Raw genomic sequence first — 11,765 nt, 5'->3', positions numbered from 1 at the left:
AGCGGCCGCAAACGCGTCATTCTGAGCAAAGCGAAGAATCCCGTCATAAACCGCACAACCGCCCCGTCACGCCGCGCAAACGCGTCATTCTGAGCGCAGCGAAGAATCTCGCCGTGCAACGCACCCGAGTCATGCAACGCCACCCGTCACGCTGAGCGCAGCGAAGAATCCCGTCATTAACACGCCCGCACTACGAACACCGACAACCACCCACCAGTAACCAACGACCAGCAACCAACCACCAGCCCTACGTCGTCCGCCGCGAGTACACGAAAAACCCAACCGTCACCAGCACCGCGATCAGCACGATCGCCCCGATCACCAGCACCAGCGTGATCGCGCCGCCGTTGTCATCGTCGAAATCTTGGTCGATCGGGACGCCCGTCGTCGGGTCAGCCTCGCGCGTCGCCGTCCCGTCCACGTCCGGCGTGCTCGCCGCCTCGGCGGTCGCCGTCGCATTCTCTTCCTCGCCGATCAGCGCCTCGTCCGCCGCCAGCTCCTCCGCCGTCGGCTCCCGCCCGACGTAAAACGCGTACGCGCCGTCCCACGGATCGCCGTCGGCGTCCGAAACGTTCTTGTACTCGACGACGTAGCGCCCGACCGGCAGGCTCGCCGGCAATTCGACCGTCAAGATCCGGCGGTCGTCGTCGCTCAGCAACGCGTCCGCGACCGTCACCTCGGCACCCCCGCCATCGGATACGTCGATGCCATACGTGCCGCCGATCTTCTGTACATCCTGCGTGAACGTGATCGAAACGCTGGACGGAGACGTCTCTACGACCTCGCCCACCGCCGGCGTTGACTCATCGAGCCGCGCATGCGCACCCGCGACACCGCCGCCATGCGACAGCACGGCAACAACTGCGAGCACAACAGCCGCGATCGCGAGAGGCGTCCTCACGGCGTCGCTCCGGCTGCCGGCGTTTCGCCGCCCTCGTCACTGTGCTCTTCGACGCCGCCTTCTTCCGGCGGCAAGTCGCCGAGGAGTTCGGCCCATACCGCCGTACTCAGATCGTGCTCCGTATCGTGCAACGCCGTCGCTGCCGGCTTCGCCGCGTCGGCGTCCTCATCGTGCAGCGCCGCCAGCAGGTCGATGCCCGCCTCGCGCACCGCCTCGGCATCCTCCTGGTGCGGGCCCCAATAGGTCGTCGCGAGCACGCGCAGCGCCGTCGTCGTATTCCGCGAATACGACGCGTCGATCTTGCTGGTCTCGTTGAGTGCCGTGTCCATGCCGTGCAGGTTCAACGTCCCCAGCGTGAGCACCGCCTCCCGCATCTCGTTGCGCTGGATGCGCGCTGTCAGCGTATCTACGTCTGACTGCTGTGCGTTGTTCTGCGTCTCTGCGTCATCGTCGCATGCCGCCGCGAACAGGCCGAGCGCGCCGATCAGCGCGGCCGCAAGCAGCACGTTCCTTATCCGTGACAAAGTGAGGTCCTCCCGCGCATCGCAAATCTGTCGATCGTTGGGCTAGATCGATGCGACGCGAAGAGGCGGGCGTAGTTCCGGCCGTCGCGTGGTCCCGACGAGCGGTACGACGGCGATCAACAGCAGCAGCGACAACATCGCCGGCACGGCGATTAGCGGCACGCTCCCGAACATCTGCCCCGGGCCCGCCGGGATCGGCGCGTCCGCGCATTCACCCGGAGCGCCGTGGCAATGCGTCGCGTGTACGTCTTCATGGCCTGCGTTCGCCGGCACCAGCAGGTGGTCGTACGGCACGACCGATGGCAATACGGCCAGGAACACGAGCACCACGATCGCCGCCCGCCCTGCCGCGCGGGCATCGCGGCGCCGTAGCGAGATGTGGTCCCCACGCCGCGGTGACCAGATCAGCGCGATCGCCAGCGCCAGCATCAGCGCGCCCGCCGCGAGGAAGCGTCCATCCAGCACCGTCACCCGTACGACGGTCTCCGCGACGTGCAGCAGCGGCAGGTAGGCCGGCATAAGACGCCATCTCCTCGCCCCGAGTATATCCGCCGGGCGCCGCGCGGCTTACCAGCCGAATGGTCCCCATCTGAAGAAGTTCAGATACCTGCGTTACACCGAGCGGTGGCGTACAACGCCCCCGGGAGGTGGTCATGGTGGGCATGCGAAACGGTGCCACGAACTGGGCCCGCGGGACGACGGCCCCGAGCCGGCTTAGCCCGGAGCTGGGCAAGAAGGCGAAACAGCGGTTGCGCTGGATGAGGCACTACGAGAAGCACGGAAGCGTCAGCCATCTTGCCGCCGGGGAGCCTCAAACGTAGAATTGGCCCATCCTTCCGCCCCGGTCGGAAGTCGCCCTCATGAGGAGGAGTGATTACATGCCTCACGAAGATGCGCTCGGCAAGGTGCCGCTGTTTGAAACCCTGAGCCGCAAGGATCTCGCCCGCCTCGGCCGCGCCGTCGTCGAGCGGAAGTACAAGAAGGGCGAAACCATCGTCAAGGAGGGTGAGCAGGCCGTCGCGTTCTTCATGATCAGCAAGGGCCGCGTCGCCGTCTCTCGCGCCGGCAAGAGCAAAAACGGCAAGGCGCTTGCGGAGTTCGGCGCCGGCAACGTCTTCGGCGAAATGGCGCTCCTCGATGGCCTCCCGCGCGATGCCACCGTCAAAGCCATCGACGACACCGAATGTCTCGTGCTGTCGCGCTGGGACTTCGTCGCCGAGTTGCGCACCAACCCCCACATCGCCGTCGCCATGCTGCCGATCCTCAGCCGCCGCCTCCGCCAGGCCAACGCCAAGCTCGAAAGCATGTAACCTTCGCGCATCACGTCATTCTGACCGCAGCGAAGCATCCCGCCGAGCAACGCACCGCGGAGCGCGACTCCCTCGACCGAGGAGGTTTCCCATGATCGAGCGCGGGCTGAAAGCCCGCGCGGCGCCGCGCACTAGCCGCTCGAACAGGCACGCGTACCGGCGCGATACTCTCGCCGCTGACCGCTGACCGCTGACCGCTGACCGCTGACCGCTGACCGCTGACCACCCGCCCCACCCGTGCGTGCCGTACCATGAACAACGAGACAAGAGAGGAGCGACCACATGGCAGAAGACTGGGCGCGACCCGTCGTTCACTGGGAGATCCGCGCGAAGAACCCCGACCAGCAACGCGACTTCTACGCGAAAATGTTCAACTGGAACATCGGCGACGGCCCGATCATGAGCATCCCCGCCGGCGTCGGCGCCCCCGACCCTGAAGGATTCACCGGCCACATCATGGCGCGCGAAACATCCGGGTTCTCGCTCTACATCCAGGTGCTCGACCTCCGCGCATCGATGGATCGCGCGAAGGAACTCGGCGGCGCTGTCACCCAGGAACCCTTCGACGTCCCCGGCGGCCCCACGATCGCCGGCATCACCGATCCCGAAGGCAACCCCGTTACGCTCGTGCAGCAGTGAGTGGTGGCGAGTAGGGGTGTAGCTGCGTAGCTTTAGCTCCGCCACCGCGGGCGCACGTCGTGCCGTTGCGATTGCCCCTTGACACGCGGGTACTCGCGCTCAAGCTCGACGACCGAAAGGTCGATGGACTCGAAGAGGATCAGCGACCTTCTTGCCCAGCGGCGAGCGCAGGCCTCTAGGGCACTGGTCGTAGCTTGGCGTGCGCGGCAATGTGACCACGATCGATGGGCACGTCGATCGCGCCACGCCCGGCGAGCAACTCAGCTTGATGTTGCAGAGTGAGATCTGCCGCGTGGCGCGCGAATGGGAGCACATGACGGTAAAGGTAGGTGTCGAAGAACGCATAGTGAACAACGTCAATGGCATACAGTTGCGACCTATGGAGTACGTTCGGCGCTGCGGGAGAGTGACGCGCGACTCGGACCCATGGGCACGCGAAGAGGCGCTCTTCGTCGTTTGTGGACTGGAAAACAAGCATCGGTGCGTCCAGCACGGCCACGGGGAGAACTATGGTTAGCGTGTAGGGGGGCCGATTAGGTCGCTCGCACGTAACGAAGTAGTCCGCCGCCTTGAGGAGTGGAAGCGTGACTGATTGGTACGCATCCGCACCGGTGAGTTCAAGTTTCGATGATCGCGCCGCGCGACTGAAAGAGTAAGCGTTGGCTGGCACATGGCCGGCAAATGGGTGCTGGTCTATGCGCAATGCTTGTGCAGGCCGCACAGGCGTGTGGCCCTCGGGCGTCCGTAGGTCGAAGAAGGGATACGGAAGGCCCGCGATGATAGGAAAGTTGGGAATCCAGAGTTTCTCATCTGCCGCGAAAAAGACGAACGGCAGGGTGGAGCGCTTACATTCAATGAGCATAGCGAGTTCCGGGTGCACTTCGGGCCCGTGGCTGCCGGGGTGGAGGTCGAGGTCGACCAGTAAATCGATCGTGCGTATGGTTGGTGCGCCGAGATCGGCATCGATGTAACCGTATTCGTCTTGCACGAAAAAGTTCTCTGTCGACGTTCGAAGCGCATTCGCGAGACGAGACTGCAATGGAAACCCGGAACGGACCACCGCATCGCGGAGGTCGGCCTCGGTCATCCCCTCGGGTAGCCTGTTCTCGCCGGGGTTAACAATGTCCATGGTACGTGTCGACAGGATAACTTGTGCGAGTACGGTGCCAGGCGCGAGTCAGGCGCACAACGCATTGCCCGTGCCCCTTAGGAAACCACTGCTCTAGCTGGGCAGCGACCCCGAACTGAACACTCGCACCTAACCGTCAGACGATAAGCGAAACCGGCTTCTCCAACAGCCCCTTGATCTCCCCCAGGAACCGCGCCCCCTGCGCGCCGTCCGTCACGCGATGGTCCGCCGCCAGCGCCACCTTCATCATCTGCCGCACGACGACCTGCGCGCCGCGCACCGCTGGCTGCTCCATCACCGTCCCCACGCCCAGGATCGCCGTCTGCGGCGGCTGAATGATGCCGACCAGCGTCTCGATGCCGTACGCGCCGAGGTTCGTGATCGAAAACGTCCCCTGCGTCACTTCTTCGACCTTCAGCGCGCCGCCCTTCGTCCGCTCGACCAGGTCCTTCGACTCGCGCGCGATCGCCGGCAGCCGCTTGTTGCCTGCATCGATGATCGCCGGCGCGATCAGCCCGTCGTCCAGGGCGATCGCGATGCACACGTTTTGCAGAGGTTGTCGCACATATTGCTCGCCGTCGACGGTCACGTTGAACGCCGGATGGCGCTGCAACGCGATGCCGCACGCCCGCACGATCAGGTCGTTGACGCTCACGCGCTCGTCTTCGGTCGTCGATTCGTTGATCTGCTTCCGCAGCGCCATCGCGTCCGTCATGTCGATGTCGACGAGCAGGTAGTAGTGCGGCGCTTCCCGCTTGCTCTGCGACATCCGCCGCGCGATCGTCTGCCGCATCTTCGACATTTCGATGGGCGCCGCCGCTGCGGGTGACGCCGCCGCGGCAGCCGGACGCTCGACGGCACGCGCTGCGGGCTGCGCAGCCGCCGGTTGCGGAGCCGGTGCCGGCGCGCCGGTCGTTGCCTGCTCGACGTCCTTCTTCACGATGCGCCCGCCGGGCCCGGTGCCGCGCACGCTCCCTAGGTCCACGCCCCGCTCGTCGGCGATCCGCTTCGCCAGCGGCGACGCTTTCACGCGCCCGTTCGTCGGTCGCGGCGCCGCTTCGCTGACCGAAGGCTGCGGCTGCTGTACCTCTGCCGGCGGTGCAGGCTCCGGCGCCCGCTCCGGCATCTCTGCGGAAGTCGTCGCCGCCTCCGAAGGGGCAGCCAGCGCCCCGTCGGGCCGCCGCTCCGCCGCCGCCGATGCCGTCGCGATCGGCTGCTTGATCGCGCCCGCCGCTGCGCCGTCGTACTTCGAGATGTCGTCATCTGATCCGGCGACGACGGCGATCACTTCGCCTACCTGCACCACGTCGCCTTCGGACGCGAGCGCCTTGCGGAAGACGCCGCTCTCGAACGCCTCGATCTCGATGTTTGCCTTGTCCGTCTCGATCTCGGCGATCACTTCGCCGCGTTCGACGCTGTCGCCCTCTTCCTTGAGCCAGCGCAGCAGCGTGCCCTCGGTCATATCGGCGCCCATCTGCGGCATGACGACTTCGGAAACCATCCTTGGCCTCCTACACCAGGCTCTTCGCCAACTCGACGATCTCGTGTTCCTGCGGCAACGCCGCCTGCTCCAACTTCCCTGAGTACGGCATCGGGATGTCATGCCCCGAGCAGCGCATCACTGGCGCGTCCAGGTCGTCGAACGCCTGCTCCTGCACGATCGCCGCGATCTCCCCCGCGAAGCCGCCGAATTTCCAGTCGTCTTCTACGATGATCGCCCGGTGCGTCTTCCGCACCGACGCCAAAATGCCGTCGACGTCGAGCGGGCGCAGCGTCCGAAGATTCAACACCTCTGCTTCGATGCCCTCCTTCGCCAGGTCCTCCGCCGCCCGCGACGCCTGGTGTACGCTTCCCGAATATCCGATCAGCGTCACGTCGCGCCCTTCGCGGTGCAGCTCCGCCTTCCCGAACGGCACGCGGTACGCCTCCTCCGGCACTTCACCCTTCGACGCGTACAGCGCCGTATGCTCGATGAAGATGACGGGATTCTCGTCGTCGAACGCCGTCATCAGCAGCCCCTTCGCGTCGTACGGCGTCGCCGGCACGACGACTTTGATCCCCGGCACGTGTGCGAACCAACTTTCCAGGCTGTGCGAGTGCTGCGCGCCGAGCTGACTCCCCGCGCCGCCCGCCATCCGGATCACGATCGGCACGTTGACCTGCCCGTTCGACATGTAATGCAGCTTCGATGCGTTGTTCACGATCTGGTCGATCGCCAACAGGCTGAAGTTGATCGTCATCAGCTCGACCATCGGCTTCAGGCCGGCCATCGCCGCGCCGATCCCCGCCCCGACGACCACCGACTCCGCGATCGGCGTGTCCTTCACGCGCTTGTCGCCGAACTCTTCCAAGAACCCCTTAGTGACGGCATACGATCCCCCGTACGCGCCGATGTCTTCGCCCATCAGGAACACGCGCTCGTCGTTCTGGAGCTGATAGCGCAGCGCCTGTCGCAGTGCCTCGCGATACGTCACGACGGCCATTACGCGCGCTCCTTGTAGACGTGGTCGTGCAACGTCTCGAGCGCTGGCTCCGGGCTTTCCTCCGCGAAGCGCGCTGCCTCGCTCGCGATCTCCTCCGCGGTCTGCTGCATCCGGTCGAACTCCTCGTCCGAAAGCGCGCCGTCGGAGAGCATCTGGCTCTTCAGCCGCGCGATCGGGTCCAGGCGCCGCCAATGCTCCACTTCATCCTTGTGACGGTAGAACTCGGGGTCGGACATAGAGTGGCCGCGGAAGCGATAGCAGATCGCCTCCAGGAACGCCGGTCCGCCGCCCGACCGCACGCGCTCCGCGATCCGCGCCGTCGCATCAAACATCGCGTTCACGTCCATGCCGTCGACCTGCACCGCGTGCATCGCGTAGGCCTCCGCGCGCTTGTAGATCTCCGTCACCGCCGACACGCGACGTATGTCCGTGCCCATGCCGTACAGGTTGTTCTCGACGATGAACAGCACCGGCAACTTCCATACCGATGCCAGGTTCAGCGCTTCGTGGAACTCGCCTTCGTTTACAGCACCGTCCCCGATGAAGTTTACGGCGATCCGGTCCGTACCCTTGTACTGCTCCGCGAGCGCCAGCCCGCACGCTAGCGGCATGTGCCCCGCCACGATCGCGTAGCCGCCCATGAACGACTTCGCCACGTCGAAGAGATGCATCGAACCGCCCCGGCCCCCCGTCACGCCCGTCGCCTTCCCGAACAGTTCCGCCATGACGCGGTTCGGGTCGAGCCCGCGCGCCAGCGCATGTCCGTGCTCGCGATAGTGCGTGACCAGGTAGTCGTCGTCATGCAGCGCCGCGATCGCGCCCGTCGCCACCGCCTCCTGCCCGATGTACAGGTGCAGGAATCCGTGGATCTTGCCGCGCGCGTACATCTCCGCCGCCTTCTCTTCGAAGCGACGGATCGTCAGCATCGTCTGCAGCAGCTTCGCGCGATCGGTCTTCACGCCTGCTCTCTCGATCGTCCTCAGGTTCGACGTTCGTACCATATCTATTCCGTCCAGAAGTGGATCGCCTCGCCATCGACGGCGAGCGCTGCTTCCTTCACTGTTTCGGCAAGTGTCGGGTGTTGCGCCACCGTCCACCCCAGTTCTTTCGGCGTCGCTTCCAGCGTCATGCCCAGCGTAGCTTCGCCCAGCATCTCCGACGCCAGCGGCCCGATGATGTGGATGCCCAGCGTCTCGCCCGTCCGCGCGTCCGCGACGATCTTCACGAGGCCGTCCTGCATGTTGATCGCCTTCGCACGGCCATTCGCGCGCATCGGAAACTTCCCTACCTTGATCTCGAACCCCTCGTCGCGCGCCTGCTGCTCCGTCAGCCCCGCGCTCCCCACCTCCGGCTGCGAAAACGTCGCGCGCGGCAGCTTCCGGTACTCCAGCGCCGGCGACTCGACGCCCGCCAGCCGCTCGACGACCATCACCCCCTGCGCCGACGCCACGTGCGCCATGTTCATGATGCCCGTCACGTCGCCGATCGCGTACACACCGTCCGCCGTCGTCTGCAACCGGTCGTCCGTCTTTACCCACGAGCGCTCCGTCTCGACGCCCGCGCGCTCCAGCGCCAGCGTCTCGACGTTCGCCTCAAACCCGATGCCGACGAGCACCTTGTCCGCGTCCAGCTCTTGCTCCTTGCCCTTTGCCGTGAACCGCACCGTCGCGCGCCCGTTCGAAGCCGTCGCCCCCGCGACCTGCGCGCCCGTCACGAACTTGATGCCCTGCTTCTTGTACGCGCGCTCGAGTTGCACGCTGATCTCCTCGTCTTCGAGCGGCAGCAGATGGTCGAGCGCCTCCAGGATCGTGATGTCGACGCCATACGCGCGCCAGAACTGCGCGAACTCCACCCCGATCGGCCCGCCCCCGACGATCACCACGCTCTCCGGACGTTCCTTCAGCGCCAGCGCCTCGCGGCTGCCGATGATCGTCTCGCCGTCCGTCGCCAGCCCCGGCAGCATCCGCGGCCGCGCCCCCGTCGCGATGATCGCGGCCTCAGCATCGATCGCTTCGTCCATCCCGCGCACGCGCAGTTGCTTCGCGCCCGCGAACGACGCATCGCCCGTGATCGTCGTCACGCCGTTCTTGCCCAGCAAAAACTCCACGCCCTTCACCATCTGCTCGACGATCTGCCGGCTGCGGTCGATCGCCTTGCCCATGTCGAACGTCACGTTCTCAAACGCGATGCCGTATGTCTCGGCGTCGCGCACAAGGTTCACAACCTCGGCGTTCCACAACAGCGCCTTGCTCGGAATGCAGCCCCAGTTAAGGCACAGCCCGCCGACGCGCTCCCGCTCGACCAGCACGACCTTCTTGCCAAGCTGCGCCGCCCGTATCGCCGCGACGTACCCGCCCGGCCCCCCGCCAATGATCGCGATGTCGTACTTACTCACGATCAACCGACTCCAACGGAATGAAATCTATCTGTCCCATCTGCCCCATCTGCGGATAACCCCCGGGACCACGTTCTTCGGGAGACCGCGCATCAACCGCGTGCCTACCCACCACACCACGTCCCCCGTCTCCGCTTGACGGAGAGGGGGCCAGGGGGTGAGGTTCCATCGACTGCTTCTCCGCGTGATACGACGACCGCACCAGCGGCCCCGCCTCGACGTGCCGCAGCCCGATCTCGCGACCGTACGCCACGAACTGCGCGTACTCGCTCGGGTCGTAGTACCGCTCGACCGGCAGATGCTGCTTCGTCGGCCGCAGATACTGCCCGATCGTCACGATGTCGCAGCCGTGCGCGCGCAAGTCCCGCATCACGCAAAACAGCTCGTCGACGCTCTCGCCGAGCCCCACCATGAAGCCTGACTTCGTCAGCATGTCCGGAGCTGCGCCCTTCGCGCGCCGGATCAACTCCAGCGAGCGCTCGTACCGCGCCTGCGGCCGCACCCATCGATACAACCGCGGCGCCGTTTCGATGTTGTGGTTCAGCACGAACGGTCGCGCCTCGACGACCGTCGCCAGCGCATCCCAGTTCCCCTTGAAGTCCGGGATCAGCACCTCGACGCGCACCGACGCATCGTTCTGCCGGATCGCCCGGATGCACGCCGCGAACATATCGGCGCCGCCGTTTTCGATGTCGTCCCGGTTCACCGACGTGATCACCACGTAGTCCAGGCCGAGCGTCTTCACCGTGTGCGCCAACCGGAACGGCTCCATCGCATCGATGACGCCCGGCCGCCCCGTCGTCACGGCGCAAAAACCACACGATCGCGTGCACACGTCGCCCAGGATCATGAACGTCGCCGTGCCCGCGTTCCAGCACTCCCCAACGTTCGGGCACTTCGCTTCTTCGCACACCGTGTGCAGATTCTGCTCGCGCATCAGCGACTTCAGATGCTGATACCGCTCCCCCGCAGGAAACCGCACCTTCAACCACGAAGGCTTTGGCTCGATCGCCCGCGCCTCAACCACCAACGCCCGCCCCCCGAATGTGGCGCGGGCTTTCAGCCCGCGACCTCAATGCACCGCCGCGCACCGGCGCGCCACCCCCCGATCGTAGGGACGTAGCTTCAGCTGCGTCCGCAAGCGCCGCAGGCGCGCCAACGATCCTCTGTTGTCTGTTGTTCTCTGTCGTCTGTTGTCCGCTCCCCACCCTCTGTTGTCTGTTGTTCTCTGTCGTCTGTTGTCCGCTCCCCACCCTCTGTTGTCTGTTCTCTGTTCTCTGTTGTTCGACGAAGTCGACCCCAAACACCCGCGAGAACGCCGACGCCACATCACGCATCACGTCGCCGACGTGAAACGTCTCGCCCGTGATCTCCCGCATCGACGTCACGCCGCCATCGCGGATCCCGCACGGCACGATGTCCGCGAAATACGAAAGGTCCGTGTTCACGTTCAGCGCGAACCCGTGCATCGTCACGCCGCGCGACACCCGCACGCCGATCGCCGCGATCTTCGACGCGCCCGCCCACACACCGCGCGCCCCCTCGCGACGTCCCGCGTCGATGCCATAGCCGCGCAGCGCGTCGATCAGCGTCGCTTCCAGCATCTGCACGTACCGCAGCGGCCCGTCGCCCCGAGCCCGCAAATCGATGATCGGGTACCCGACCATCTGCCCCGGTCCGTGAAACGTCACGTCGCCGCCGCGGTCGCTCTGCACGACGGCCGCGCCACGACGCGCGTACGCCTCGCGCGCGAGCAGCAGATGCTCCGTATTACCGCGCGCGCCGAGCGTGTACGTCGGTGGATGTTCGAGAAGGATGAGAGTGGAATCAGCGCCGCCGCGCACGTCGTCGACGATGCGCTGCTGAAGCCGCCAAGCGGCCTGGTACTCGACGATTCCGGGCCGGAGCAGGGTGCAGCGGGTTCCCAACGGCCAATCTTTCCGGAGCGGCGACGTTAATTGAGCTTATCACAAGCCCTCCGCCCCTCCGGAATCATCGACATATCGGACACGCAACAGCGACATGCCGCATCCCCACTCCTCCCCCACCCCCGAAGATCAGGGTTAACCCGCACCGAGGTCTGCGCACCGCAGGTGGAGGATAGGCGCCCTCGCCTGTCCACCCGACGCGCCAGCGACGCTGATCGCAAACACGACCGAGCGTCACAACCGGATCGTAGGGACGTAGCTTCAGCTGCGTCCGCGCGCCGCTGCCCGCGCGCAACGTCGCGCCAGCGACGCTGATCGCAAACACTACCGAACGCCACCACCGGATCGTAGGGACGTAGCTTCAGCCGCGTCCGCGCGCGGCCGCCCGCGCGCAACGTCGTGCCAGCGACGCTGATCGCAAACACTACCGAACGCCACCACCGGATCGTAGGGACG

12 protein-coding genes are annotated in these 11,765 nt (G+C 65.8%); 2 read left to right on the top strand and 10 right to left on the bottom strand.

Features of this window, described 5'->3' with window-relative positions:
* Positions 1–247: 247 nt before the first annotated feature.
* From WEB52_13725 to WEB52_13715, 3 genes are read right to left on the bottom strand one after another with little or no spacing between them, the layout of a single operon-like run.
* Positions 248–901, bottom strand: coding sequence for a copper resistance CopC family protein (locus WEB52_13725; protein MEX2227497.1), 654 nt, complete (start codon positions 899–901; stop codon positions 248–250).
* Positions 898–1,407, bottom strand: a complete 510-nt coding sequence (locus tag WEB52_13720; protein MEX2227496.1) for a hypothetical protein — start codon at positions 1,405–1,407, stop codon at positions 898–900. The genes WEB52_13725 and WEB52_13720 overlap by 4 nt, the downstream gene beginning before the upstream one ends.
* A gap of 60 nt (positions 1,408–1,467) precedes the next feature.
* Entirely contained in the window at positions 1,468–1,944 is a 477-nt protein-coding gene (locus WEB52_13715; GenBank protein ID MEX2227495.1) for a hypothetical protein, read from the bottom strand.
* Positions 1,945–2,303: 359 nt separating this feature from the next.
* On the opposite strand from WEB52_13715, the gene WEB52_13710 reads away from it, so the two are divergent.
* The gene (locus WEB52_13710) at positions 2,304–2,735 is read left to right on the top strand and encodes a cyclic nucleotide-binding domain-containing protein (GenBank protein ID MEX2227494.1); all 432 of its coding nucleotides are present in this window, start codon (positions 2,304–2,306) and stop codon (positions 2,733–2,735) included.
* A 282-nt stretch (positions 2,736–3,017) separates the two neighbouring features.
* Positions 3,018–3,374, top strand: coding sequence for a VOC family protein (locus tag WEB52_13705; GenBank protein ID MEX2227493.1), 357 nt, complete (start codon positions 3,018–3,020; stop codon positions 3,372–3,374).
* A 175-nt stretch (positions 3,375–3,549) separates the two neighbouring features.
* On the opposite strand, the gene WEB52_13700 is transcribed toward WEB52_13705, so the two are convergent.
* The 7 genes from WEB52_13700 to lipB form a co-directional block, all read right to left on the bottom strand.
* Positions 3,550–4,503, bottom strand: a complete 954-nt coding sequence (locus WEB52_13700; GenBank protein MEX2227492.1) for a hypothetical protein — start codon at positions 4,501–4,503, stop codon at positions 3,550–3,552.
* A gap of 136 nt (positions 4,504–4,639) precedes the next feature.
* Positions 4,640–6,004, bottom strand: coding sequence for a dihydrolipoamide acetyltransferase family protein (locus tag WEB52_13695; protein ID MEX2227491.1), 1,365 nt, complete (start codon positions 6,002–6,004; stop codon positions 4,640–4,642).
* Between the two features lie 10 nt (positions 6,005–6,014).
* Positions 6,015–6,986 carry an alpha-ketoacid dehydrogenase subunit beta gene (locus WEB52_13690; GenBank protein ID MEX2227490.1) on the bottom strand — a complete coding sequence of 324 codons (972 nt, stop codon included), beginning with the start codon at positions 6,984–6,986 and terminating at the stop codon, positions 6,015–6,017.
* On the bottom strand, positions 6,986–7,945 hold the full coding sequence (gene pdhA, locus WEB52_13685; protein ID MEX2227489.1) for a pyruvate dehydrogenase (acetyl-transferring) E1 component subunit alpha: 960 nt from the start codon (positions 7,943–7,945) through the stop codon (positions 6,986–6,988). Before pdhA ends, WEB52_13690 begins: the two co-directional genes overlap by 1 nt.
* A 44-nt stretch (positions 7,946–7,989) precedes the next feature.
* Positions 7,990–9,381 (bottom strand): dihydrolipoyl dehydrogenase, encoded by a 1,392-nt coding sequence (lpdA, locus tag WEB52_13680; protein MEX2227488.1) that lies wholly within the window; start codon positions 9,379–9,381, stop codon positions 7,990–7,992.
* Positions 9,374–10,408 (bottom strand): lipoyl synthase, encoded by a 1,035-nt coding sequence (gene lipA / locus WEB52_13675; protein MEX2227487.1) that lies wholly within the window; start codon positions 10,406–10,408, stop codon positions 9,374–9,376. The genes lpdA and lipA overlap by 8 nt, the downstream gene beginning before the upstream one ends.
* The gene (lipB, locus tag WEB52_13670) at positions 10,401–11,309 is read right to left on the bottom strand and encodes a lipoyl(octanoyl) transferase LipB (GenBank protein MEX2227486.1); all 909 of its coding nucleotides are present in this window, start codon (positions 11,307–11,309) and stop codon (positions 10,401–10,403) included. Before lipB ends, lipA begins: the two co-directional genes overlap by 8 nt.
* Positions 11,310–11,765 lie beyond the last annotated feature (456 nt).

Source organism: Dehalococcoidia bacterium, assembly GCA_040902535.1.
In the GTDB taxonomy this organism is placed as follows: Bacteria; Chloroflexota; Dehalococcoidia; order DSTF01; family JACRBR01; genus JBBDXD01.
Note: the sequence above shows the minus strand (reverse complement) of the source record. Positions and strands in the feature narration are given on the sequence as shown.